Here is a 22,221-nt window from a genome sequence, read left to right on the forward strand (position 1 = left end):
TTATATTTTATTTTATCCTACTGCAAAAAAAAATACAACCTGGACCTTGGATTTTCCGCCAAATGTCCGGGTTGTATCTTCTGTTCTCAGGCTTCTCCTGTCAACGCAGGAAAATGTTCTTTCATGATCTCTCCAAGCCACTGGATCACCGGTCCGAGCGCTACGATCATAATGACAGTCATCGCTCCGATCTTTCCGCCGAAAGAAAATCCGATCACAGTCACCACAAAATCAAACGTGATTCGCACCGCTTTGAACGGTACTTTCGGCAAATGCCCGGAGATAATGATCGGAATCGCATCGTACGGTGCCGTGCCCATATCCACATCCATATATAAAGCTGCTGTCAGAATAAACAGTGCCACCGATGGAATCAGTACCGCGATCCGAACCGGCAGAGTCGTAAAAAAGTCTGCCGGCAGCACCCGATTCCAGATCCAGGTGAAAAAATCCACAAAGTATCCGACGAGAAACATATTCGCCAGTGTTCCAAATCCAAGATTTCTTCCTCCGAAGATCACTACCAGTACAAGAAGTACCGTATTCATCATTGCCTGCCAGTTTCCGAAACTCATACCGATCTGTGTGGAAATCGCCTTGCTCATCATACTGCAGGGATCTGTTCCCATATCCACCAGCAGTAACAGCGACAACGCAAATCCCATTCCGAATACCGCCAGCAGCACTACGCCAAGTCTCAGCCAGAAATGTTCTTTCTGATAAAATCCCTGCAAAATCGCTTTCATATATCGTAAAACTCCTTCATCTTCTGAACTACGCAGATCACAGCAAATGATTCCTGCCCGAATCCATGTCTGTGTGCCGCATCAACAAATACTTTCCCATTTTAGTATAGAATTCCTTGAATTGCAAATGTTATTTTTGTCCTGCAAACCACGATTTTCCTGATATTTATATCAGAGCATCAAAATTGGTCCACTGGACCAATTGTTGATATGCAGTGCAAGAAAAAAAGACAGCCGAAGCTGCCTTTTTTGGAGAAGGTATTTCTCTTATGGGGTGTAGCAAAAACTATATAATGTATTGGGGGGTTTTTACAGTTATTATAATAGCATGTAGCCCCCGAAAAGTGTGCACAAACATGGATTTTTTTTGTGTGGTTTTTTATTCATTTTTTTGCGGATAAAAAAGCTCTTATTTTTCATCTTCGGAATTTTGTACAATTTCCCCGGAAGCGGCTGTATTTTTTTCCTCTTCGAATAATTCTTCGAATTCTGCTCTTCCGATTTTTTCTTTTTCCAAAAGAAGCTGTGCACAGTGTTCCAACACATAACTGTGTTCCTGGATACTTGCTTTCGCTTTTACATAGCAGTCATCAATAATTTCTTTCACTTCCCGGTCGATCGCTGCCGCTGTCGTCTCGCTGAAGCCACGGCTGTGCGCCAGATCTCTGCCGATGAAGACTTCGTCCTGATCATCACCGTAGGTCACCATACCCATATTCGCAGACATGCCATATTTTGTCACCATCGCTTTGGCGATGCTTGTGGCACGGCGGATATCTTCCGATGCACCGGTGGTGATATCATCAAAGATCAGTTCCTCGGCGATTCGTCCGCCCAGGCATACCTGGATATTTTCCAGCATCTTTCCTCTGGTATTAAACATCTCATCCCGGTTCGGAAGCGGCATCGTATAACCTGCTGCCCCTGCTCCTGTCGGGATGATTGAGATCGTATAGACCGGATCCATCTTTTCCAGTACATGGAACAGGATCGCATGACCGGCTTCGTGATATGCCGTGATCTTCTTCTCTTTTTCCGAGATCACACGGCTGTGTTTTTCGGTTCCGATACCGACTTTGATAAATGCTTTCTGGATATCTTTCTGGCACAGGAACTGGCGATCCTCTTTTGCTGCCAGAATAGCCGCCTCATTCAGCAGATTTTCCAGTTCTGCTCCGGTAAATCCGGCAGTGGTCTGAGCGATCTGTGCCAGATCCACATCGTCACCGAGCGGTTTCCCCTTGGCATGAACTTTCAGGATCTCCTCTCTTCCGCGCACATCCGGTGCACCTACCGCAATCGTACGGTCAAATCGTCCCGGACGCAGGATCGCAGGATCCAGGATATCCACACGGTTCGTTGCTGCCATCACGATGATTCCCTCATTGACACCGAAACCATCCATCTCTACCAGTAACTGGTTCAGCGTCTGTTCTCTCTCGTCATGACCGCCGCCCATACCGGTTCCTCTTCGTCTTGCCACGGCATCGATCTCGTCGATGAAAATGATACATGGACTGTGGCGTTTTCCCTCTTCAAAAAGATCGCGGACACGGGATGCACCCACGCCTACGAACATTTCCACAAAATCAGATCCGGAGATGGAAAAGAACGGAACACCCGCTTCCCCGGCAACTGCTTTTGCCATCAGCGTCTTACCGGTACCCGGAGGGCCTACCAGAAGCACGCCTTTCGGGATTCTTGCACCTACTTTGTTGTATTTGTCCGGGCTTTTCAGGAAGTCGACGATCTCTTTTAGATCTTCTTTTTCTTCCTGCAGACCGGCAACATCACGGAAGGTAAAACGTTTGCCCGATGTTGTAGTCATCTGTGCACGGCTCTTGCCGAAGTTCATCATTTTACTTCCACCACCGCTGCTTCCGGCATTTCTTCCCATCAGCATAAACAGCAGGATCACCATCACACCCAGCGATGCGATCGGAACACCTACACTGAGCAGTTTGCTTTCTTTCGGCACATCCGTCATCTGGTAGGATACGTTGGCATTCTCCAGCATCTGACGCACTTCTTTGACGTCATCGATGTACATGTCTTTGTTTCTTCCATTGGTAAGAACCACGATCAGCTGTCCCGTCGGGGTCTGCTGATTCTGATGAATCACTGCTTCCGACACCTGATGATTCTCCAGATCCTGTTCCAGTTCTTTGTAGGAATAATTGTTCTGCGTCTGCAGCTTCTCGCCAAGATAGGATAATCCGGCAACCATCAGCACCAATACAATCAGCCAGACTACTATCCCTTTCAGTTGTTTTGACACGTTGTTTCTCCTTTCGGGTTGTACTCCCGGAATCTTTCTGTATCTGATGTTCAGAAAGCCGCCGGGAGTACTTTTTATACTTCATTCAGTCTGTGACTGTTTTTATTCATTTGTATTTTTAGTCTTCTCCTGCGCCCGGTTCCACAACACCGATAAATGGCAGGTTTCTGTAACGCTGTGCATAATCCAGACCGTAACCTACGACAAATTCATCCGGAATATTGAAGCAGGTATAATCCACATGTACTTCTTTCACACGACGTTCCGGTTTGTCAAGCAGGGTACACAGCTTCAGGCTTGCCGGATTTCTCTTTTTCAGGATCTCGATCAGATAACTCAGGGTACGTCCGGAATCAATGATGTCTTCTACGATCAGAACATCTTTGCCTTCCAGCGGCTGATCCAGATCTTTCACGATTTTTACAACACCGCTTGATTTGGTGTCATCTCCGTAACTGGATACGGACATAAAGTCCATGGTTACCGGTACGGTAATTCTTTTTGCCAGTTCGCATGCGAAAAATACGCCGCCCTTTAATACGCAGATCAGATGTACACATTTTCCTTCGTATTCTTTGCTGATGGCTGCTCCGATCTCCTGGATTCTCTTTTCTACATCTTCTTCGCTGATTAATACATTAATTTTATCACTCATGAGTACTTCCTCCTTTAATCTCTGCCTGTAAGATCCTCTGACTTTCCGCCGTCACTTTATAGGCTGCGCTGATCCGGTCTCCTATGATCCACAGGATGTCGGACCCGTCCGCCAGAAGCCACAGCTGATCCCGTTTCTGTGCCGGGATTTTCCGGTCGATCAGATAATCTTTCAGCTTTTTACTGCCGCCCCCGTCAAAAAGGCAGATCCGATCGCCCGGCTGTCTGTGCCGGATCACCAGTGTCTGTTTTATTCTATCATAATCAAACCATTTCGTATACTTTTTTTCCGGTATTTCCCCAAAATCACGGGCAGTCCGGCTTACTGTAAGTGTCAGTTCTCCAATCTGAAAAGATTCCGTCCCTTCGCTGTGTACGTTTATCTGGATCCCTGCGTTTTTTTCAGAATCCCGCGTTTCGCATTTTTCTGCTTTTCTCTCCAGATAAATCCCGTCATACGTCCGTATCGCCTGCATCCCATAAGGGAGATCACGTCTGGCTCCGACCTTCCGGTTCCACAGTTCCTGCACTGCTTCTACATGGATCCTGGTAAAATCCTTCTGTTTCCCGGAAATCTCTTTCAGAAGATCATGCACGATCTGTCTGCCGATCAGATCCGGTTCCTTTTTCAACTCTTCAGCAAGAAGCATACCCTTTTCGCTTTTTCTGACATACTGTCTTCTTTTTTTCGCTGCCACCTGTGCAAGTACCGCCCTGGTTTCTTCCAGTTCTTCACTCAGCTGTGCCATATGCCTTACCGCCCGCGGATTTACCTCTGTTTTCAGCTCTTCCAACACATGATGACGAATCCGGTTTCTGGTGTAATCGTCTTCCAGGTTGCTGCTGTCCGTGCGCCAGGGCTGTCCTGCCGCTTCCAGATACACCAGAATCTCTTCTTTTTCCAGACAGAGCAGCGGGCGGATCCGATTGCCGGATACCGGTTTCAGACTGCAAAGACCTGCCATGCCGGTTCCTCTTACCAGATGATGGAGCATCGTCTCCGCAAGATCGTCCTGATGATGGGCGAGAGCAATTTTTCCTCCACCGACATCTTCGCAGACCGTTGCAAAACAGCGATACCGTGCGATTCTTCCAGCCTCTTCCAAACCGATTTTTTCTCTCTGCGCCATTCCCTGCACATCTTCATAAAATACCCTACAGGGAATCCCTTCGTTCTCACAAAGTTCGCGCACAAATCTCTCATCCGCATCCGCCTCTTCTCCCCGCAGCTGATGATGCACATGCACTGCCCGCAGGGAAATCCCCCACGCTTCTTTCCATCGTGCGAGAATCTTCAGCAGACACACGGAATCTGCCCCTCCGGAAATACCCAGCACGATCGTATCTTTTGGTTCGATCATATGGAATCTTTCCACATATACTTTCACTTTCTGTTCTGTTTTCCACATCTGTCTGTTAGTTTGTCCACTTCCACCTTTTGTAGTCATCTATTTTCTCCATATTCCCGCAACGAGTACGGTCATGTCATCTTTTGCCCGATAATCCGCATACTGCAATGTTTTTTCCAGCAGATGCCGTCCCAGTTCTTTCGGCATCTGTTCCTGCGCCTGCAATATCATCTCTTTTAAAATCTCTTCTCCCGGCTCGTCCCCGAACGCGTCCAGAACACCGTCCGTGACCATCACCAGATAATCCCCGTCATACAGTTTCTTCGTCGTTTTTTCAAATTCCAGCTTCTGCATCAGTCCTGCTGCCATACTGGTCGAAGTGATCGCCTCCACCCAGTTCCCTCTCCGGATAAATGTCGTGGCGGCTCCCGCCTTCAAAAACTCGCACACACCGGTATACAGATCGAGCGAACACACATCCAGACTGGAAAACATCCCACCTTTTCGCTGTAAGATCAAGGCAGAATTGACCATGCGTACCGCCGTCTCTCTGGAAAATCCGGAGGTCACGAACTGTTCTAACAGCTCCACCACCGTCTCACTCTCTTTGCTTGCCTCCATACCGGAACCCATGCCATCCGAGAGGCACATGGTAAACTGTTCATCGGTGGCCGCACAGGCATAATTATCTCCGGAGATCGTCTCCCGCTCTTTCGTCACTCTGGCAACACCGTAGAGCACTTTGTAGTTCACATCCTCACAGAACAGTACCGTGCGCCATTCGCTGTTCAGTACCGCCTTGCTGTCTCTTGATGGGATCATCCGACAGTTACATATATGTGACAAATGTTTCGCCACTTCTTTCATAGTCAGGCACTGCCCGCCTCTCGTGCGCATCGTAAGCGAAATCCGCTGCTTTTCGTCCGGCCGGTCGAGAAACCAGATCTGCTTCACCAGGATTTTCTGTTTCTGCATGTATTTCCGGATCCGCTCTTCTTCCTCATCCGGCAGGGTACATACCGCACTGACATCCGAAGAGATCTTCTGGATCGTGCGTGCCACTTCCTGCAGCTGTTCCGCCACGGCGATCCGATTTTCGATCAGACGGTTTCGATACAACAGTTCCTCTCTGGTCTCAAAAAAGATCCGTTGCAGTTCCTCCGTAAACCGAAACGCCTGTGGACACTGCCCCAGCCATTCACTCTGTGCCCGCAGAAAACGGTCGGGGTTGCCCTCCTCGATGATCTGCAACATCTCAAACACCTGCTGGCTGGTACGCGGATCCAGATCCGACCAACACTTCTCCTGCCTGTTACATTCTACACACACCCGCTGTTGCACCTGCACAAACATATCCTGTACTTCTGCCTGGCTCAGCTGCTCCTGCCTGCCGGGCATCTCATAAAATGTATGGGCAAGTTTCTGCAACGATCTCGCATACCGGTCAATTTTTTCTTTCTGTGGATAGACATCGTATACCGGACGACCTTTTTTTCTCCCCGTGAAAACAAGTTTTGCCATGTCCCGTAGTATCAGCACTGCACTGACTGCGAGCATGGCAACCATCCATATCTGCATACATCCATAACCCCCTTACGGCATCTTACGCTGATAACTGCTTCCTCTTTTCACAGTTACTCCTGAAGACTTATTATAGATGACATGCTGCAAAAAACTTGTCAAACAGACAGGCTGTCCGGTCAGAAATTTTTGACACGAACAGCCATTTTTTGCTTATTTATTTTCTTTAAAGATAATCTCGTTGTCCTTTACCAGACCGATCTTTTCTTTTGCAATCTTTTCCGTATATTCGTCGCTCTGCATGTATTCCTGCATATCTTCGATGTCTTTGGTACGGGCTTCTTCCGTCTTCAGCTCCTCTTCCAGCTGAGCTTTCCGATTCTCATTCGCCTGATATTTTACCTGTAACGAATGTTCCTTGAAAGCAAGCAGTACCACAAGCATACAGACTACCAGACTGATAGAAATCATCGCGATTCTATTCTGTACTTTTATCCGACGTGCTCCTGCGTTTTTTCTTCGCGCAGCACTTTTCTTTCCTCTCATTCCACGCTCCCTTATTTTTATCTATCCCCAGGTCTTTACGCATTTTTAACCAGAATTTGCGCATTTTTACAAGTAAAAAAATTGTAACTCTTTGTAAACAAAAATGCAACCTTTTTGCCAAAATAAATGCAAATTCTCTGTAAAAATGCCCGATTCCCCAATACCAGACACCTGCTCCCAGCAAAATTCCGCAGAGCAGGTACGCCCGCATTCTCCCTTCGTTCTCTCTCAGGCACGTAAAAAATAAAAAAAGTCCGGCTGCACTCCAAAACAGAAGATCCACCGCAGCATCCAGATATTTCATCCGTTTTCCTATGATCCGCAGGATCCGGATCCCGTCATAAAGCAAAACGAGAAGAGCGCCGCATCCCATGCTTTTTACAAACAGTTCCAGCTCTCTTCCCATATAGGCACTCATCTACTGAAACAGCCTTTTTAACAGGCTGCCTTTCTTCTTTCCATTTTTTCCCTGCGTATAGATTAGACTGTCCACTTTCCCTTCAATTTCCGCCTCTCCCTTATCAAGTTCCAGCCGGCATACATGGAGGCTGCTTCCCCGGATCTCCAGAGTCCCCTGACTCGTCTCCATCAGGATATTCTCCTCATCAAACGATTTCATCTCAGTAACTCCGGTGATCATCCCCCGGCTTCGCTGTTCCAGATGGAGGCTGTGCGTCGCTCCCTTCTTTTCTTCCATACCAAAAATCCCTCCATACAATGTACTGATACATTATATGAAGGGATCTCATCTCTCATGTTATTTCTGCAACCGTTTCTGTTTTCTTTTACAGATATCGATACAGTTCCTGTGCTTCTTCTTTCTTGACAGTTTCCTGTACATTCAGCACTTCTACTCTGACAGCCTTGCTGCCGAACTGGATCTCCAGAACGTCGCCTTCCTTCACCTGTGCAGATGCTTTCGCCGGGCGGTCATTGATCAGGACTCTTCCTGCATCACATGCCTCATTTGCCACGGTTCTGCGTTTGATCAGGCGGGAAACTTTCAAATATTTATCTAATCTCATATGTGAATTATTCGTTTACCAGATCTTTCAGAGCTTTTCCAGCTTTGAATTTTGGAGCTTTGGAAGCTTTGATTACCATGGATTCGCCGGTAGCCGGGTTTCTTCCTTCTCTTGCTGCTCTTTCAGATACTTCGAAAGTACCGAAACCTACCAGCTGTACTTTTTCTCCTTTTTTCATTTCTTCAGATACTACATCAATAAACGCTTTTAAAGCAGCTTCTGCATCCTTTTTAGATAACTGTGTCTGTTCAGCCATAGCTGCAACTAATTCTGTTTTGTTCATGATATTCCTCCTGTTTCGTAAATTAGCAATTTTACATACTTTATAGCTTTCTCGTACCTTCCCAGCATTTCCAAGCTGACCGGTTACAACGCTACACCTATTTATATACTGCCTCTCCCGTTTTGTCAAGGTTTTTAGGTATTTTCAGGAAAAACTCCGCAAAAAGTGCTGCCACGGTTTCCAGAGCGCTGTCGCCTGTTCTATTTTTTCAATGTTCTTTCTGGATATCCATACTTTCTGATTCGCCGCGTAATAATTCACCAGTTTCCAGTAGCGCCACGGGTAGGAAAGCCGCAGTTTCAGATTTCGAAATTCCCCATCGGAAAGTGGACGTTTTCGGCTGTACTGTTCCACCATCTGCCTGCCAAGCGCCGGATCCCAGTTGTTTTTTTCCAGGATTTTTCTCATAAAAAGGCACAGATCTTCGGTCTGCGGTTCGTAGTGACAGTGCTCAAAGTTCATAAAACCGGCACCTTCCCGTGAAAAGATAATATTATGCTGGTTACAGTCTCCGTGGCAGACTGCCTGACTGTGTTCTTCCCGAAAATGCTCATAACCGGAGTTTTCGAGTTCCCGTACCATCATTTCCCCTGCTTCCAGAAAAGGCGTAATACTGGCCGCCAGAAGCTCTTCAAAAGGATTTTTCATCTTCTTTTTCTGCACGAATTTTCTGGTCTTCCGAAGTTCCCGGTTGTGTTTGCGGCACTCTTCCAGAAGGTTCGTTCCCGGCATCCCGTCTTCCCTCTCCATCTGCATCACCGTATGTAATTGGGCCATTGCTTCCAGACTTTTTAAAATATCTTCCCGGGATCTGGTGTTACATTCATTTCCCTGAAACCATTCTTTCACCACATAAGGAATCCCGTCTTCCCCGGTCGTGACCACCTGTCCTTCCCGGTTTTCCAGCACCTGATCCACCAGTAAAAATCCGGCTTCCCGGCAGTGTTTCTGCACCTTTCGCTGCTGCTCCATCCTTCCGGGGGAGCCCCAATATTCACGGATGCTCTTCCATCCTTCCTCCGTCTGACAGATCAGCGCACCTCTGCCCCGCAGAACCGTCTCCGCTGTCAGACCATACTGTTCCAACACCCCCAAACCACGATCGTACAATCCTGTTCCCCCTTTACTTCTCGCCGTTCTGTCTATTCTATGTAAAGGCGGGAGGGATTATGTCCATCTGCGTTTTTCCTTCGCTTCAGTTTCTCTGGCGGATATTTTTCTTTTCCCGTCCTGTAATCTTATTCTCCAAAATGAAGATACTTCTCTCTTGTTGCCATTCCACCCCGGATATGGCGCTCCTGCTTGTTGATATCCAGCACACTCCGAACCGCCCGCGCCATGGACGGGTTGATCTGCTGGAGACGGTCGGTACAGTCCTTATGTACCGTAGACTTACTGATCCCGAATTTCTTTGCCGTCTGCCGCACGGTTGCTTTTGTTTCTATGATATAATCCGCAATTTCTACTGCACGCTCCTCGATATAATCCTTCACGCTAAAAACCCCTGCGTACATTATTTTTACAATGTATGCGGGGGGTTTTGGTGGTATGTCTGTGTATGTTGATTCTATAAACTACAGATATCTAACTAAAAAACTTTTTCTGTTCCTCCGGCAAATACTTCGCCAGTTCTTCCACCATTCATCAGCGTCTCGCTTTTTTATTTTTTCAATATCTTTTCCGCGATAATTTCTCATATTTTTAATTATAATTTTATTTTCCGCGATTTTGACAAAATTATACACCTTTTATTGCTGGTGGAGTCCTGTTTCCGTAAATTGTACGAAATCACCCCATTTACCTTTTTCATCTGACTCTAATATAACTTATTTTTATCCGGATGTCGAAAGAAAATGTTCTTTACAACCATGCCTTCTCCCCTATATATTTATAATAGTTATTTTAATTTTACACAGAAAACTAAAAGGAGTATTTACTATGTCTGATCAATTCAACATATCTTCCATTCCTAGCTTCTCTATCTCCCAAATAGAACCCAGCGATCTCCCCACGGTACTTGACTGTATGACTGAAGTCTACCGGGAGCTTCCTGAAAAAAGCTGGTTCAGTATGGATGAACGGGAAGATCTGATTCGTTATATGACAGTCTCCGGGTTTGGGTTGAAAGCGGAGGCAGTTGCTGCGGATGGCAGAAAGGAACTGGCGGCGGTTTTTGTGGCACGAACTTCCGATCTCGGTGATGAAAACCTGGGGAGTTATCTGGAACTGGATGATACGCAGCTTTCCCTGGTGGCACATATGGAGATTGCCATGGTGCGCAGTGCATATCGTGGCAATGGGTTGCAAAAGAAACTAATGGAAGCCGCAGAAGAGCAGCTTCGTTCTGCCGGTTTTCGCTGGCTGATGGGAACCGCACATCCGGATAATGTGTACAGTGTACATAATTTTGAGCAGCTGGGGTATAAACTTGTTACAAAAGCCCTCAAATACGGTGGGCTTCCGCGGTATATTTTCTGTAAGAAAATCTGACTATTTTTAAACGATTTTCACTAACTTTCTCTTTACTTTCTTACCGTTTGCTGTACAATAATATTATTGAGAATATTTCTCGGTAACATTACTGATAAAGCGGAGGATACGATACTATGAAGAAACTGAAAGTAAAAAAAGGCAGTACCTGTATGGCATGTCTGGCATGTGTCAGAGCCTGTTCCGAGTCTTTCTATAAAGAATTCGACCCGGACAAATCCTGCATCCAGATCGTAGAGAAAAAATCTGTTCGTCCAATGGCCTGCCCACAGTGCGGCAAATGTGCGGAAGCCTGTCCGGAAGGTGCAATCACACAGAATCCAAAGGGTGTTTATATGATCAATAAGAAAAAATGTACCGGCTGTGGCAAATGTGCAGAAGCCTGTCCATTTGGTCTGATCGTAAAAACAGAGGGCAACCCGGCATCCAAATGTATTGCCTGCGGCATCTGTGCAAAAGCATGTCCGATGGATGTACTGGAAGTTGTTGATGAGTAATTTTCTGTAAACACGGATTTTAGTCCGTTATTTATGTAAATCAAAAGTAACTATTCAGTAGCCACTGTCCCGCGAGGTGTTTTGACATGAATATGTCAAAATCCCGAGACATACAAGCCAAAATGCCATCACCGAAGGTGATTTTTTATGCATTTTGGCTCGTAACTGTGAAGGTACTGAACAGTTACAATCAAAAACAGATTCGACTCAAACCGGATACTTTCTGAGAAATATCCAATTTGAATCGAATCTGTTTTTTGTAACTATACACTTCTTACTTCTCCAAAGCCTCTGTCCGCTACAAAAATACCTGCTTTAGATTTATCCCGGAATCGCCATATCCGGCCAGCTTAAGATCAGTTCGCTGATCTCTTTTTCGTAATCTCCGGTAATATCCTCACTTTTTCCGGCATGATATACATTTGTCTCCACGCCCCAGATGTCACCATCCACAAATTCCCAGATATGATACCGCAGTCCACGGAACTGAAAATCAAGACTTCCGCAATTGTCCTCTTCTGTATAGGTAAATATAATATTCTTTGTTTTCAGCGCTTCCTGTATTTTTTTCAAACGCATGTTATTCCTCCGTTTTTCCAAGATCCGGATGCGGTTTTACGGTCGCCCAGATCCCTTTTTTTCTTTTCCATACTACTGCAAAGCAGATCAGATGAACACTCAGTGTGATGATCCAGGTAATCGGATACGACAGGTACAGGACAAACAGTGAATGTTTCCATACAAAGACAGTAAAGATCCACACGATTCGCAGTCCACAGGCACCTGCAAGAGATACCAGCATCGGCATGATGGAATATCCCATACCTCGCAGAATACCTACCGCCACGTCCATCATTCCGCAGAGAAAATAAATCTGGCAGATAACCTTCATACGATCCAGACCATATGCGATCACTTCCGGATCGGACGAATAGATGCCAAGCAAGGTGCCTCCGCAACGATATGCCAGTGTACCAAGCGCAAGTCCGACAGTAAATACAATTGCCATACAGTATATGGAAATTTTGGGAATCCGCTTCTGCTGACCGGCTCCCACATTCTGGCTGACAAAGCTCAGTGCCGTCTGGTAAATAGCATTCATGGAAACATAAACAAATCCCTCTATGTTACCGGCTGCCGTATTGCCCGCCATGGCAATCGCTCCGAAAGAGTTGATGGATGACTGGATCAACACGTTAGAGATTGAAAAAATCGCTCCCTGCAACCCGGCAGGAAGTCCGATCTGGATAATACGGATCATCTTCTCTTTGTGAATCCGGATCCGTTTCAGATACAACCGGTACATTCCCTCACTTTTCATCAGACAACGTACGATAAGTGCCGCTGATATACACTGTGAAACTACGGTCGCGATAGCGACACCTGCAACTCCCATCTGAAATCCGATCACGAAAATCAGATTCAGAATCACATTGACCACACCTGCCTCCAGCAGATAGTACAACGGTCTTCTGGTATCTCCGATGGCACGCAGCACCGCCGCCCCAAAGTTATAGATCAGCATCGCCGGCATACCGATAAAATATATCCGGATATATAATGCAGCCTGTCCCAGCACTTCCTCCGGTGTTGCCATCAGTTCCAGCATCATCGGTGCAAAAATCATACCTACCACAATCAGAAACATTCCGCCGATGATGCCAATCGCCATCGAGGTATGTACGGTATCCTGGATGTTCTGTTCATCCTTTGCCCCAAAATACTGGGCAACCAGTACATTGGTACCAATAGAAAAACCGATAAATACATTGGTAAACAGGTTGATCAGCGCACCTGTAGATCCCACTGCGGCAAGTGCATGACTTCCCGCAAATTTTCCCACTACTACAATATCTGCAGCATTAAACAACAGCTGCAGTACCCCGGACAAGATCAAAGGAACCGCAAAGATCAGCAGTTTCTTCAATAATGGCCCGGTACACATGTCCATCTCATATGACTTTTTCATCTTCCCCAAAACCTCCCATAGTTTTGCTGTGTAAAAAGCGGACAGATGAAGTCCTGCACAGTCCCCGCTGTACATACTCCTCTCTGCCCGTTTCATTCTTTCTACTTTTCGCTCTCAGCAGCCTGATACTCCCGATACGCTTCCTGATATACCTTCCAGGTACCTTCACCGTGACACACCATGGTCACTTCTTCCACTACCTGTGTCCATTTCAGAAAATCACAGATTGTCCGCACCGCGATCTTCGCTGCCTCTTCCACCGGATAGCCGTACACCCCTGTACTGATCGATGGAAATGCAATCGTCTTGAGACCATGCTGTTCTCCCAGTTTCAGGCAGTACTCATAACACCCCTGCAGCAGCACATCCTCATAATTATATCCACCATGCCAGATAGGTCCCGGCGTATGAAGCACATAATGTGCCGGCAGATTGTACCCTTTGGTAATCTTGGCCTTACCGGTATCACATCCGCCTAATGTCTTGCATTCCTCCAGCAATTCCGGTCCTGCTGCCCGGTGAATCGCACCGTCCACACCTCCGCCACCGAGAAGCGTCGTGTTGGCAGCGTTAACAATTCCGTCTACCGCATAGGTGGTAATATCGCCCATTTCAATCTTAAATTTTCCCATAATAACAAATCCTCCCGTTTTTTGGTTATTTACACAGTTCCCCCACTACCTGATTAATAACCTTACCGTCAGCTTTGCCTTTCAGTTCTCCCATGACAGCTTTCATGATCTGTCCTTTATTTTTTGTTGCCAGAACTTCTGCAAATTTCTCCTGCAGACAGGTCTTTACTTCTTCTGCAGACATCAGCTGCGGAGCATATTCATTGATAATATTATAACGGGTCTGATACTCTTCGATCAGATCGGTACGTTCTGCCGGGCAGGTATCAATCTGCTCTTTTACGGTTTTCAGTTCTTTTAAGATCACCTGATCCACCAGTTCCGGTTTTATGTCATCTCTGTGGCCTTCGTCAATTGCTACTTTTTTTACTGCAGAGATCAAAGAAGAAATAGCCTCTTTTCTTACTTTGTCTTTTGCTTTCATAGCTGCCACCATGTCTTTTTGCAATACTGCTAATTCCATTGTCTTCTCCTCCTGTATATACAATTATCGCTGTCTCCTATTTTACCTCTAATCGACATTTACTTCAAGTCCGGGACATATAAAAAAAGAGAGAAAAACCGGCGGGGCTTTTCCGTCGTTTTTTCTCTCTTTGCGATTCGTTTTTCAATCCTTTTTAGTTAGCGCTGCTGTCTTCTGTGCTGTCACTGCTGCTGTCTGCCTGTACTTCTGTCACATTGGCATTTGCCAGGATCAGATCACTGACACGGTTCAGCATAATACTCTGTTCTACATTGTCCTGACCGTAGGTCTGAATCAGTTCGTCCTCGGTACATCCATATTCTGTCAGCATCTTGTCCAGTGCTTCCTTATATGCATCATCACCGATAGCAAAGCCCTCTTTGTCACAGATTGCCTGGCAAACCAGAGCCTGTGCCGCTACATTTTTGCCATATTCTTCCTTATTGGACTCATATTCATCCTGAGACAGTCCGGAAGACTCAATATAAGCATCCAGTTCCATACCTGCATATTTTGCATAGGTTTCCACCTGCTGCACATACAGGTTCTTTCCGATTTCAACCAGAGAATCCGGATATTCGTTGATCGTACAGTTCTCTACCACCTGTGTCCATGCAGAATAACGCACCTGGTTTTCTGCTGTCTGCTCGTTGTTTTCTTCCTGATCAGAACGGATACCTGCTTTGTAATCTGCTACATTGTCATATCCCTCGATGTTATCTGCCACCCACTGATCGGTTGGCTCAGTCAACGGCTCTTTGACTGCATTGACTGTAACGGTAAATTCTACCGCTTTTCCGGCAAGATCCTGTGTATAATCTTCCGGGAATGTCAGATCCAGCGTACGGGTTTCACCTTTCTTTGCTCCGATCAGACCATCTTCAAATCCATCGATGAATTTTCCGGAACCCAGTTTCAGGTCTGCACCCTGATCGCTTCCGCCATCAAATTCTGTTCCGTCAATCTTACCCACATAGTCAATATTTACGGTGTCACCTTCTTTTGCTGTCCGGTCTACTTCTACCGGATAGCTTGCCAGTGCATCGTCAATCTCATTCTGTACATCTTCGTCCGTTACAGACTGGATAGTTTTTTCTACAGTAATTCCTTTATAATCACCCAGAGTTACACATTTTTCCACGTCAATATCTGCCATCAGTTCTGCGGTAGTCGGGGAATCCTCGGATGTATCTTCCTCGCTGTCAGAATCTGTCTGTTCTGCATCGTCTGTGCTTGCTGTTTCTTCTGTCTTTGTATCATCATTTTTTGTAGCTGTCTTCTGGCTGCATCCCGTTACGGAAAGTGCCATTACCAGAAGCATACTGATCATTATCGCTCTTTTCTTCATAAATCCTCCATTTTCATTCCGTTGACAGGCATAATACCTTTTGGTTATATCATATTTTTTCTTAAATGAAAAGTATATCTGTCAGTTTTCACATTTTTTTCAGACTTTTCCCTCTTCTGTCTCTGCATCCTGTGTCGTTGTGTCTGTTTCGGTCTCCGCTGCTATCGATGGACGTCTGCTGTCATAGATCCCCTGAAAATCAAGAATTCCTGCAAACCGTCCGGTGTTATGGCACAGATCCTGATACATCCGGTAGCCGTCCACATTCTTATAACTGCACCGCAGATACTGGTCTGTGATCTGCGTTTTTGTGCCGCTGATATCCATACTGCCAAAATATACAAATCCCTGTTCTTTCAGTACCTGATACACCGGATCTGTCTCGTCATACGCTTTCCATCCATGGCTGTCCGCACCGGATGGATAAAGCAGGATCGGTACATCCCCCACAAGTGTTCCCACACTTTCGTTCCATTTTGCGAGGTCGGCAGATACCGCTTCCGCATCACTTCCGTAACTGCTTCCGTCATATCCGTTACATGCAAATTCCCATCCTGCATTTTTCAGTGCTTCCACAACAGGCGCTGCCTCCTCTTTTTCCGCTGCGGTATCAAACAGACCGTATGTCGCCGCATAGCGGTTATCGATTGATGTTGCCAGCGCGTCATCCGTCCGGTAGCCGAGAATACCGTTGTAACCGGTAAGTCCCAGGATACCTCTGGCTCCATTGTTGGAAAAATCCGGGTGCGCCTGGACAAATGCTTCCACGCACGGAACCACATCAAAAGCCCCCGTCACGGTACTTCCATCGGAAGTCTGCCGTTCACAGGTAAGTGCTCCGTTTTCATCCAGCACCAGCTTCGATGCCAGTCCCTGCCCGGACAGTTTCAGATCATAATTTACATTGGTCTCCGACAGCAGTAACGGTTTCTTTCCGGAAGGAAGCATCAGTTCTTTGGCTTCCATCACCCCGTCTTCATTAACCGCTGCCAGATCAGAAAACCGCACCAGGATGTATCCGTCTTCGTACAGCTGTTCCAGGATGGCATTGAATTCATCCACGGTCACACGGGTCTGATCCAGTGTCGCTGCTGCCCGTGTGTTTTCCTGTCCGAATGCCTGATCGGCATCTGCAATCAGACTTTCGAAGGACAGATAAAGCACATTCGTAAGATCCACAGATTCCAGCTGTACAGGCTCTTCCTCGATCTGTGTCTCCTGTTTCCCGCTATCTTTTTTCTTTGCTGACCGGTTGTACTGTTTTACTCCGCAGGAGACGGCAGAACCGATCCCCACAAGTATCAGTACAAAAAATATTACCAGAATGCCCCTCAAAATCAGCGCCTTTCTCCTGCGTCTGCGGCGGCGCTCCTGAATCAGGCGTTTCCGACGCATCCTGCGGCGACGCTCTTCAGGCGTTTCCTTTTCATTCTGTCGCTTTGTATCGTCCATGTTTTCCCTTTATCGTAACGGTTGTTTCTGCAACCGTCAGCCTCATCCTCACTTACCTTTATAATGACGGCATATCTGTACGTGCCGGATCCAGAATCTGTGTTGCATCAAACAGATCGCTGGTTCTGTTCTTTTCTCCGTGTACATCATTCCACAGACGGTAACCATCCAGGTTTCGTCTTCCCTGACGCACATAGTTATCACGGATCTGTAAGAAATACTGAGAAGAATCTACATTACAGAAGAAGTTAAATCCCTGGCTCTTCAGATAGGTGAATTTTGCATTGTCACTGGAATAGTCGTGCCAGTCGGCAAGATCCTGTCCGTGTGCAAAAATAATGGTATCCGTACCACCCACCAGCGGTGCTACATAGCTGAGCCATTTTTCTGTATCTGTCTGGATGCTCTCCAGGCTTGCATCACCGATGCGGATATGTCCCCAGGTGTGGCTGGCGAATTTCCATCCGTCTGCTTTGATGGCATCTGCCACTTTCTTTGCCTCTTCACATTCTTTGTCATAGTCAAAATCCGGGTTGGCATCGAGCCATGCCTGCTGGTCTGCGGTCAGATTTTCTCTTGTCTTATAGGCAATATCCGTACGATATCCCAGAATACCGTTATATCCGGTCAGTGCGATCGTTCCTCTTGCTCCGTGGTACGCACCGTCCGGGTGTTCTTCCAGGAACTGGTCTAACAGCGGAATACAGTCGTACGCTCCGGTCACGGTAGTTCCGTCCGCCTGAATATATTCGCAGGTTGGTTTTCCATTCTCATCCAGTACCAGCTTCGATGCGATACCACGACCGTCGTAGCTGTGATAGTAAGACAGGTCATCCAGAGATAATACAAACGGTTTCTTTCCTTCCGGAAGCATGATCTGGTTTGTGGTAAAATGAACCGTTCCATTCTCATCGACCGTCTCTGTCACCATATCGTGAAGATCGATCAGCACATAGCCGTTATCATACATCGCCTGTGTGATCTTGTTAAATTCATCGACAGTTGTCATCCACTGTTTGAATCCGGCAGCTGTGCTGTCATTTCCCACAAAAGCACGTTCCGGATCTACTACCAGTGAATGATAGAAAATATGGGTGATCTCATTCATATTGACAGCTACCAGTGTGGATTTGTCCGCTTCGTAGCTTGCGATCTTAGCGATAATATCCGCATCTTTATCATAGTTTTCCAGCGATTTCAGAAGCTCGATCGCGCCGTCATAGTCATATCCCTGTGCCATGACTTCTGCCTGCTCAATGGATTCCTGCCGTTGTTTGTTCTTTGCCTCTTCTTCCTGGATCAGTTTTTCCTGTCTTGCCTTTTCTTCTGCTTTCTTTGCCTTCGAACGGCGCACCTGGGCGGATACCAGCGCGATGGATCCGATCAGGATCAGAAGCAGTACACCCATAACAGATACACGCATGATCATCGCCCGCTGGCGTCTCTTTCTTCTCCGCTCTCTTCTCATTCGTTCCATCCGCCGCTGTCTTTCTTCTTCTGTCATGGGCGGTTTTGTTCTTCTTTGTCCCTCACTCATGTTTCTACTCCTTTGTTTTGTATGGTTTTCCGAAAAAGACGATATTCTGACTTCATTCTTCGGTTTCTGTTCCATATTTTCCGCATTTTCCTTCTCTGTCGAAAAAGGATCGCGTCTCTCAGATATTATAGCATGAATCTGTTTGAAAGCTATAGCAAAATCGGATTTTCCTGAGATTTTCCCCGATTCTGATTGCCTTTTGCCGATATCAGTGATAAAATAGACAGGCATGAAATGTTTGATTCGTGCTTGGATTACAGGACAGGAGGAAAAGTATGAAAGTCTGGCAGGTATTATTAATTATTTTAGTGATTTTGATTGCCGTACTGGTTGCCCTTTATTTTCTCGGCAAACGTGCACAGAAAAAACAGGATGAAAATCAGGCACAGATTGAGGCTGCTAAGCAGACCGTCAATATGCTGATTATTGATAAGAAGAGACTTCGGATCAAAGAATCCGGACTCCCGCAGATGGTAATCGATCAGACGCCGAAGCTGATGCGCAGAACAAAGCTTCCTATCGTAAAAGCAAAGATCGGTCCGAGAATCATGACGATGGTTGCTGACGAAAAGATTTTTGATCTGATCCCATTGAAAAAAGAAGTCAAAGCTACGATCAGTGGTATCTATATCACCGATGTACGCGGAGTCAGAGGTCCTCTGGAACAGCCGAAACCAAAGGAAAAATTCTTCCAGAGAATGAAAAATAAAATCGCAAAAAAAGACAAATAAGAAATGAAAAAACGGAACTTATTTTCCAGTGATGGATGATAAGTTCCGTTTTTTTACGCGAGCAACGAGCCAAAGTCCGTGCTTGCACGAGACCTTGACGACTGCCGCGATAACATTCGCGAAGCATATTTTATCGCGTTATGATTCAAAAAATGTAGTTCCCTTGCTGCCCTTCGGAGTTACGCGGATATGCATCCGGCAGTCCGCTACTTTCTGACCGTTCATCCCAAGAACGTACTCTGTCTTTACCTCCAGAAGTTCCTCTTCTTCCCCGAAATTTACTCCGGTAGTTGTGATCTCCATCTGGATCGGACCGTATGGTGTCTGGTAGCAGGTCAGGTTCTGTTTTTCCTCTTCAAAGACCATATTGGTCTGTACCGGTCCTTTTTTTCGTACTTCCATATGACCGGGACGGATCTTGACCATGTTATGTACCGGTTCGTCAAGTCCTTCCATCTGTTCATCATACAGCAGATAATGGGTATCGTTCCGGTAATAATATTCTCCGGTGGTGATCAGTTCCAGAGGTTCGTCGGGACCATGGGTTTCATCCGTGGTCTGCATGCCTTTCAGATGGATCAATACTTCTTTTGTCATCTTTTTATTCCTCCAGATTTACCTGTTTTGTCATCTCCACATCGTAGGGGAGAATGGAGTTTGCAAAGTTTTTGAATTTTTCTGCTGCATCGCTTACATAGAAGCGGTATGGAAATTCTTCTTCCACGGATCCCTGATTTAACAGGTCTTTTTCGGTCAGCAGCTGTTTTAATGCCAGTGAAGTCTCGTATGCCGGATTTACCAGCTGTACCTGATCGCCCATGATGGAGCCGATCACGCCGCGAAGCAATGGATAGTGGGTGCAGCCAAGGATCAGGGTATCTACTTTTTCATCCTGCATCTCTTTCAGATATCTGCGAGCCACGATCTCTGTGACGGGATCTTTTCGCCATCCTTCTTCCACCAGTGGCACGAACAGCGGACATGGTTTTCCGATCACGGTGATCTCCGGATCAATCTGCTGAATCAGTTCTTTATACAAATGGCTGTTGATGGTCGCTTCGGTTGCGATGACGCCAACCCTTTTTTTCGTAGTCTCTCTTGCCGCTACTTTGGCTCCCGGTTTTACCACACCGATGATCGGGATATCGATTTCTTTTTCGAGGGCATCAAGTGCCAGTGCGCTGGCTGTATTACATGCGATCACGATTGCTTTTACGCCCTGTTTTTGCAGAAAGCGGACGATCTGTCGGGAATACCGGAGTACGGTTTCTTTGGATTTGCTTCCATAGGGAACGCGGGCGGTGTCTCCGAAGTATACGATTTTTTCCATGGGCAGGTTTCTCATGATTTCTCTTGCCACGGTGAGTCCGCCCACACCGGAATCAAATACACCTATCGGTGCGTTACGATCTATTTTCATGTTTTTTCTCCCATTCAGGTTTTCATACTTATCATATTCTACCTGTTTCGTAAGAAGAATTCAAGTCTAAACCGGATTTTCAGCTTTTGCGGGTGCAGGAGGAGGTCGTAGGCATCTTCGTCGAGTACCTGTTGGAGTTTTTGTTCGCCTTCTTCGGTCATGGTTGGATCGAGGGTATCTGCATAACACAGGGACGGATAGAGGACGCACCACCAGTTATGGCCTTTTGCGGCTCCGATGTCGATACGGAGGGCGTCGTAGGTTCCTTCGGGGAAGGTGCAGGTGCCGTAGTTTTTTTCGGGGAACCATTCTTTTTGGAGGGTTACGGTGGCGGTCTGGGGGGCTGCGAGGCGGTTGGCTTCTTTTGTGATCTCCGGTAGGGTTTGTTGGATGGTTTTTATGGTTTCCTGTTTACTGGCAGCGGTGGAGAGGATGGGGGTGAGCCAGGTCAGGAGAGTTTGTTTTAGCTGGAGTTTTTTTTGCTGGTCGGCGGGGGTGTCGCTGTTGGCTCTTATGTGGAAGCGGAGGACTTGGGTGGAGATTTCGTGCTGGAGGGTGGATTGTCGGGTCGGGTACTCTATTAGGAGCAGGAGGGCTAGGAAGAGAAGGGCGGTTAGGGTTGCGGGGGATATATGTTTGTGATGTTTCATTTTTTTATGGACTCCTTTTGTTTTTTTAGATGTTTGACGGAAATTCTTGGTGTTATTCATGTTTTTTCTGCAAACGGACGAAACCATGCCCAAGATCCAGCCCCACAGACAACCGCTGGCAACGCAAATCTGAGCCAAGTCCTAAGAAGAACTATATGCCAGTTCGCGGAGAGCCGCTCACTGTCAAGTTCTTCTAAGGACTGGATCTCATCTTTGCTAAGGGCGCCAGCATAAGGCTGTCTGAGGAGCTGGATCTTGGGCATGGTTTCTGGGTATTGGAGGTGGGAGGTACGCATAGAGTTGGGAGGTATTGGGAAAGATGATATTTGTTCCGAGTGGAAGGGATGTGTTTTATAAGTATTTAATTTGTAATCATGTATTGTACATATTTAAATGGATTTGTATAGGGATTCATACTCACATTAAGCTCAAGATATATACTATAAGTTTGGAATGGTTTCATGCAAGCATGAACTTTGGATCGTTGCTCGCCTAAATAATCAGGAGAACAGAGGCTTTTTAATCTCTGTTCTCCTGACTGTTTTATGGGTGCCTGAGTATATTCTGGCAAGTTTTACTTGAACTTCTTAGACACCACTGAATATTTGTGTTAGTATCAAATTTATTGTT

General features: G+C 46.3%; 25 protein-coding genes. 3 read left to right on the plus strand and 22 right to left on the minus strand.

What is annotated here, in order from left to right; all coding sequences use genetic code 11:
* Positions 1-86: 86 nt before the first annotated feature.
* The 12 genes from ETP43_RS12985 to spoIIID form a co-directional block, all read right to left on the minus strand.
* Positions 87-746, minus strand: coding sequence for a YczE/YyaS/YitT family protein (locus ETP43_RS12985; RefSeq protein WP_129258518.1), 660 nt, complete (start codon positions 744-746; stop codon positions 87-89).
* Positions 747-1,155: 409 nt separating this feature from the next.
* Positions 1,156-3,024, minus strand: coding sequence for an ATP-dependent zinc metalloprotease FtsH (ftsH, locus tag ETP43_RS12990; protein ID WP_279222202.1), 1,869 nt, complete (start codon positions 3,022-3,024; stop codon positions 1,156-1,158).
* A gap of 118 nt (positions 3,025-3,142) precedes the next feature.
* On the minus strand, positions 3,143-3,679 hold the full coding sequence (hpt, locus tag ETP43_RS12995; protein ID WP_129258520.1) for a hypoxanthine phosphoribosyltransferase: 537 nt from the start codon (positions 3,677-3,679) through the stop codon (positions 3,143-3,145).
* Entirely contained in the window at positions 3,672-5,126 is a 1,455-nt protein-coding gene (gene tilS / locus ETP43_RS13000; RefSeq protein WP_129258522.1) for a tRNA lysidine(34) synthetase TilS, read from the minus strand. The genes hpt and tilS overlap by 8 nt, the downstream gene beginning before the upstream one ends.
* Positions 5,127-6,605, minus strand: a complete 1,479-nt coding sequence (locus ETP43_RS13005; protein ID WP_129258524.1) for a SpoIIE family protein phosphatase — start codon at positions 6,603-6,605, stop codon at positions 5,127-5,129. It abuts the gene before it with no gap.
* 156 nt (positions 6,606-6,761) lie between these two features.
* Positions 6,762-7,019: a septum formation initiator family protein gene (locus tag ETP43_RS13010; protein WP_164979709.1), complete on the minus strand. Its 258-nt coding sequence runs from the start codon at positions 7,017-7,019 to the stop codon at positions 6,762-6,764.
* A 7-nt stretch (positions 7,020-7,026) separates the two neighbouring features.
* On the minus strand, positions 7,027-7,512 hold the full coding sequence (yabQ, locus tag ETP43_RS13015) for a spore cortex biosynthesis protein YabQ (protein ID WP_129258527.1): 486 nt from the start codon (positions 7,510-7,512) through the stop codon (positions 7,027-7,029).
* On the minus strand, positions 7,513-7,791 hold the full coding sequence (gene yabP, locus ETP43_RS13020) for a sporulation protein YabP (RefSeq protein ID WP_129258529.1): 279 nt from the start codon (positions 7,789-7,791) through the stop codon (positions 7,513-7,515).
* A gap of 88 nt (positions 7,792-7,879) precedes the next feature.
* The gene (locus ETP43_RS13025) at positions 7,880-8,119 is read right to left on the minus strand and encodes an RNA-binding S4 domain-containing protein (RefSeq protein ID WP_022171060.1); all 240 of its coding nucleotides are present in this window, start codon (positions 8,117-8,119) and stop codon (positions 7,880-7,882) included.
* Positions 8,120-8,126: 7 nt separating this feature from the next.
* On the minus strand, positions 8,127-8,402 hold the full coding sequence (locus tag ETP43_RS13030) for an HU family DNA-binding protein (RefSeq protein WP_022171059.1): 276 nt from the start codon (positions 8,400-8,402) through the stop codon (positions 8,127-8,129).
* 144 nt (positions 8,403-8,546) lie between these two features.
* Positions 8,547-9,512 (minus strand): phosphotransferase, encoded by a 966-nt coding sequence (locus ETP43_RS13035; protein ID WP_164979711.1) that lies wholly within the window; start codon positions 9,510-9,512, stop codon positions 8,547-8,549.
* Positions 9,513-9,640: 128 nt separating this feature from the next.
* A complete protein-coding gene (gene spoIIID / locus ETP43_RS13040; RefSeq protein ID WP_181951947.1) occupies positions 9,641-9,895 on the minus strand; it encodes a sporulation transcriptional regulator SpoIIID in 255 nt (84 codons plus the stop codon).
* 532 nt (positions 9,896-10,427) lie between these two features.
* Here spoIIID and ETP43_RS13045 point away from each other — a divergent pair.
* Positions 10,428-10,892, plus strand: a complete 465-nt coding sequence (locus ETP43_RS13045) for a GNAT family N-acetyltransferase (RefSeq protein ID WP_243114283.1) — start codon at positions 10,428-10,430, stop codon at positions 10,890-10,892.
* A gap of 116 nt (positions 10,893-11,008) precedes the next feature.
* Positions 11,009-11,389, plus strand: a complete 381-nt coding sequence (locus ETP43_RS13050; RefSeq protein ID WP_022171055.1) for a 4Fe-4S binding protein — start codon at positions 11,009-11,011, stop codon at positions 11,387-11,389.
* A 321-nt stretch (positions 11,390-11,710) separates the two neighbouring features.
* Here the strand turns inward: ETP43_RS13050 and ETP43_RS13055 are convergent, their stop codons facing one another.
* The 7 genes from ETP43_RS13055 to ETP43_RS13085 form a co-directional block, all read right to left on the minus strand.
* Entirely contained in the window at positions 11,711-11,968 is a 258-nt protein-coding gene (locus ETP43_RS13055) for a hypothetical protein (RefSeq protein ID WP_022171054.1), read from the minus strand.
* 1 nt (position 11,969) lies between these two features.
* Entirely contained in the window at positions 11,970-13,358 is a 1,389-nt protein-coding gene (locus ETP43_RS13060) for an MATE family efflux transporter (protein WP_129258537.1), read from the minus strand.
* Between the two features lie 101 nt (positions 13,359-13,459).
* Positions 13,460-13,990 (minus strand): O-acetyl-ADP-ribose deacetylase, encoded by a 531-nt coding sequence (locus ETP43_RS13065; RefSeq protein WP_106491729.1) that lies wholly within the window; start codon positions 13,988-13,990, stop codon positions 13,460-13,462.
* A gap of 25 nt (positions 13,991-14,015) precedes the next feature.
* Complete coding sequence (locus ETP43_RS13070) at positions 14,016-14,453, minus strand: GatB/YqeY domain-containing protein (protein WP_129258539.1); 438 nt, start codon at positions 14,451-14,453, stop codon at positions 14,016-14,018.
* Between the two features lie 154 nt (positions 14,454-14,607).
* Positions 14,608-15,801: a trigger factor gene (gene tig / locus ETP43_RS13075; RefSeq protein WP_022400185.1), complete on the minus strand. Its 1,194-nt coding sequence runs from the start codon at positions 15,799-15,801 to the stop codon at positions 14,608-14,610.
* A gap of 99 nt (positions 15,802-15,900) precedes the next feature.
* Positions 15,901-17,253, minus strand: coding sequence for a hypothetical protein (locus ETP43_RS13080; protein ID WP_129258541.1), 1,353 nt, complete (start codon positions 17,251-17,253; stop codon positions 15,901-15,903).
* Between the two features lie 58 nt (positions 17,254-17,311).
* Positions 17,312-18,790 (minus strand): polysaccharide deacetylase, encoded by a 1,479-nt coding sequence (locus tag ETP43_RS13085; RefSeq protein WP_243114284.1) that lies wholly within the window; start codon positions 18,788-18,790, stop codon positions 17,312-17,314.
* Between the two features lie 275 nt (positions 18,791-19,065).
* On the opposite strand from ETP43_RS13085, the gene ETP43_RS13090 reads away from it, so the two are divergent.
* Positions 19,066-19,521: a hypothetical protein gene (locus tag ETP43_RS13090; RefSeq protein WP_022400182.1), complete on the plus strand. Its 456-nt coding sequence runs from the start codon at positions 19,066-19,068 to the stop codon at positions 19,519-19,521.
* Positions 19,522-19,659: 138 nt separating this feature from the next.
* On the opposite strand, the gene ETP43_RS13095 is transcribed toward ETP43_RS13090, so the two are convergent.
* The 3 genes from ETP43_RS13095 to ETP43_RS13105 are packed head-to-tail and all read right to left on the minus strand — an operon-like array spanning position 19,660 to position 21,651.
* Complete coding sequence (locus ETP43_RS13095; RefSeq protein ID WP_129258543.1) at positions 19,660-20,118, minus strand: DUF1934 domain-containing protein; 459 nt, start codon at positions 20,116-20,118, stop codon at positions 19,660-19,662.
* 4 nt (positions 20,119-20,122) lie between these two features.
* Positions 20,123-20,941, minus strand: coding sequence for a glutamate racemase (murI, locus tag ETP43_RS13100; protein WP_129258545.1), 819 nt, complete (start codon positions 20,939-20,941; stop codon positions 20,123-20,125).
* Positions 20,942-20,979: 38 nt separating this feature from the next.
* Complete coding sequence (locus tag ETP43_RS13105; protein WP_207668925.1) at positions 20,980-21,651, minus strand: stage II sporulation protein R; 672 nt, start codon at positions 21,649-21,651, stop codon at positions 20,980-20,982.
* Positions 21,652-22,221 lie beyond the last annotated feature (570 nt).

The sequence above is a fragment of the Blautia faecicola genome (assembly GCF_004123145.1).
In the GTDB taxonomy this organism is placed as follows: domain Bacteria; phylum Bacillota; class Clostridia; order Lachnospirales; family Lachnospiraceae; genus Oliverpabstia; species Oliverpabstia faecicola.

Bases quoted from the DNA above. Each gene is read 5' to 3' on its own strand.
- ETP43_RS12985 (WP_129258518.1), bottom strand. From the start codon at position 746: ATGAAAGCGATTTTGCAGGGATTTTATCAGAAAGAACATTTCTGGCTG.
- hpt (WP_129258520.1), bottom strand. From the start codon at position 3,679: ATGAGTGATAAAATTAATGTATTAATCAGCGAAGAAGATGTAGAAAAG.
- tilS (WP_129258522.1), bottom strand. From the start codon at position 5,126: ATGACTACAAAAGGTGGAAGTGGACAAACTAACAGACAGATGTGGAAA.
- ETP43_RS13005 (WP_129258524.1), bottom strand. From the start codon at position 6,605: ATGCAGATATGGATGGTTGCCATGCTCGCAGTCAGTGCAGTGCTGATA.
- ETP43_RS13010 (WP_164979709.1), bottom strand. From the start codon at position 7,019: ATGATTTCTATCAGTCTGGTAGTCTGTATGCTTGTGGTACTGCTTGCT.
- yabQ (WP_129258527.1), bottom strand. From the start codon at position 7,512: ATGAGTGCCTATATGGGAAGAGAGCTGGAACTGTTTGTAAAAAGCATG.
- yabP (WP_129258529.1), bottom strand. From the start codon at position 7,791: ATGGAAGAAAAGAAGGGAGCGACGCACAGCCTCCATCTGGAACAGCGA.
- ETP43_RS13025 (WP_022171060.1), bottom strand. From the start codon at position 8,119: ATGAGATTAGATAAATATTTGAAAGTTTCCCGCCTGATCAAACGCAGA.
- ETP43_RS13030 (WP_022171059.1), bottom strand. From the start codon at position 8,402: ATGAACAAAACAGAATTAGTTGCAGCTATGGCTGAACAGACACAGTTA.
- ETP43_RS13045 (WP_243114283.1), top strand. From the start codon at position 10,428: ATGACTGAAGTCTACCGGGAGCTTCCTGAAAAAAGCTGGTTCAGTATG.
- ETP43_RS13050 (WP_022171055.1), top strand. From the start codon at position 11,009: ATGAAGAAACTGAAAGTAAAAAAAGGCAGTACCTGTATGGCATGTCTG.
- ETP43_RS13055 (WP_022171054.1), bottom strand. From the start codon at position 11,968: ATGCGTTTGAAAAAAATACAGGAAGCGCTGAAAACAAAGAATATTATA.
- ETP43_RS13060 (WP_129258537.1), bottom strand. From the start codon at position 13,358: ATGAAAAAGTCATATGAGATGGACATGTGTACCGGGCCATTATTGAAG.
- ETP43_RS13065 (WP_106491729.1), bottom strand. From the start codon at position 13,990: ATGGGAAAATTTAAGATTGAAATGGGCGATATTACCACCTATGCGGTA.
- ETP43_RS13070 (WP_129258539.1), bottom strand. From the start codon at position 14,453: ATGGAATTAGCAGTATTGCAAAAAGACATGGTGGCAGCTATGAAAGCA.
- tig (WP_022400185.1), bottom strand. From the start codon at position 15,801: ATGAAGAAAAGAGCGATAATGATCAGTATGCTTCTGGTAATGGCACTT.
- ETP43_RS13080 (WP_129258541.1), bottom strand. From the start codon at position 17,253: ATGGACGATACAAAGCGACAGAATGAAAAGGAAACGCCTGAAGAGCGT.
- ETP43_RS13085 (WP_243114284.1), bottom strand. From the start codon at position 18,790: ATGAGTGAGGGACAAAGAAGAACAAAACCGCCCATGACAGAAGAAGAA.
- ETP43_RS13090 (WP_022400182.1), top strand. From the start codon at position 19,066: ATGAAAGTCTGGCAGGTATTATTAATTATTTTAGTGATTTTGATTGCC.
- ETP43_RS13095 (WP_129258543.1), bottom strand. From the start codon at position 20,118: ATGACAAAAGAAGTATTGATCCATCTGAAAGGCATGCAGACCACGGAT.
- murI (WP_129258545.1), bottom strand. From the start codon at position 20,941: ATGAAAATAGATCGTAACGCACCGATAGGTGTATTTGATTCCGGTGTG.
- ETP43_RS13105 (WP_207668925.1), bottom strand. From the start codon at position 21,651: ATGAATAACACCAAGAATTTCCGTCAAACATCTAAAAAAACAAAAGGA.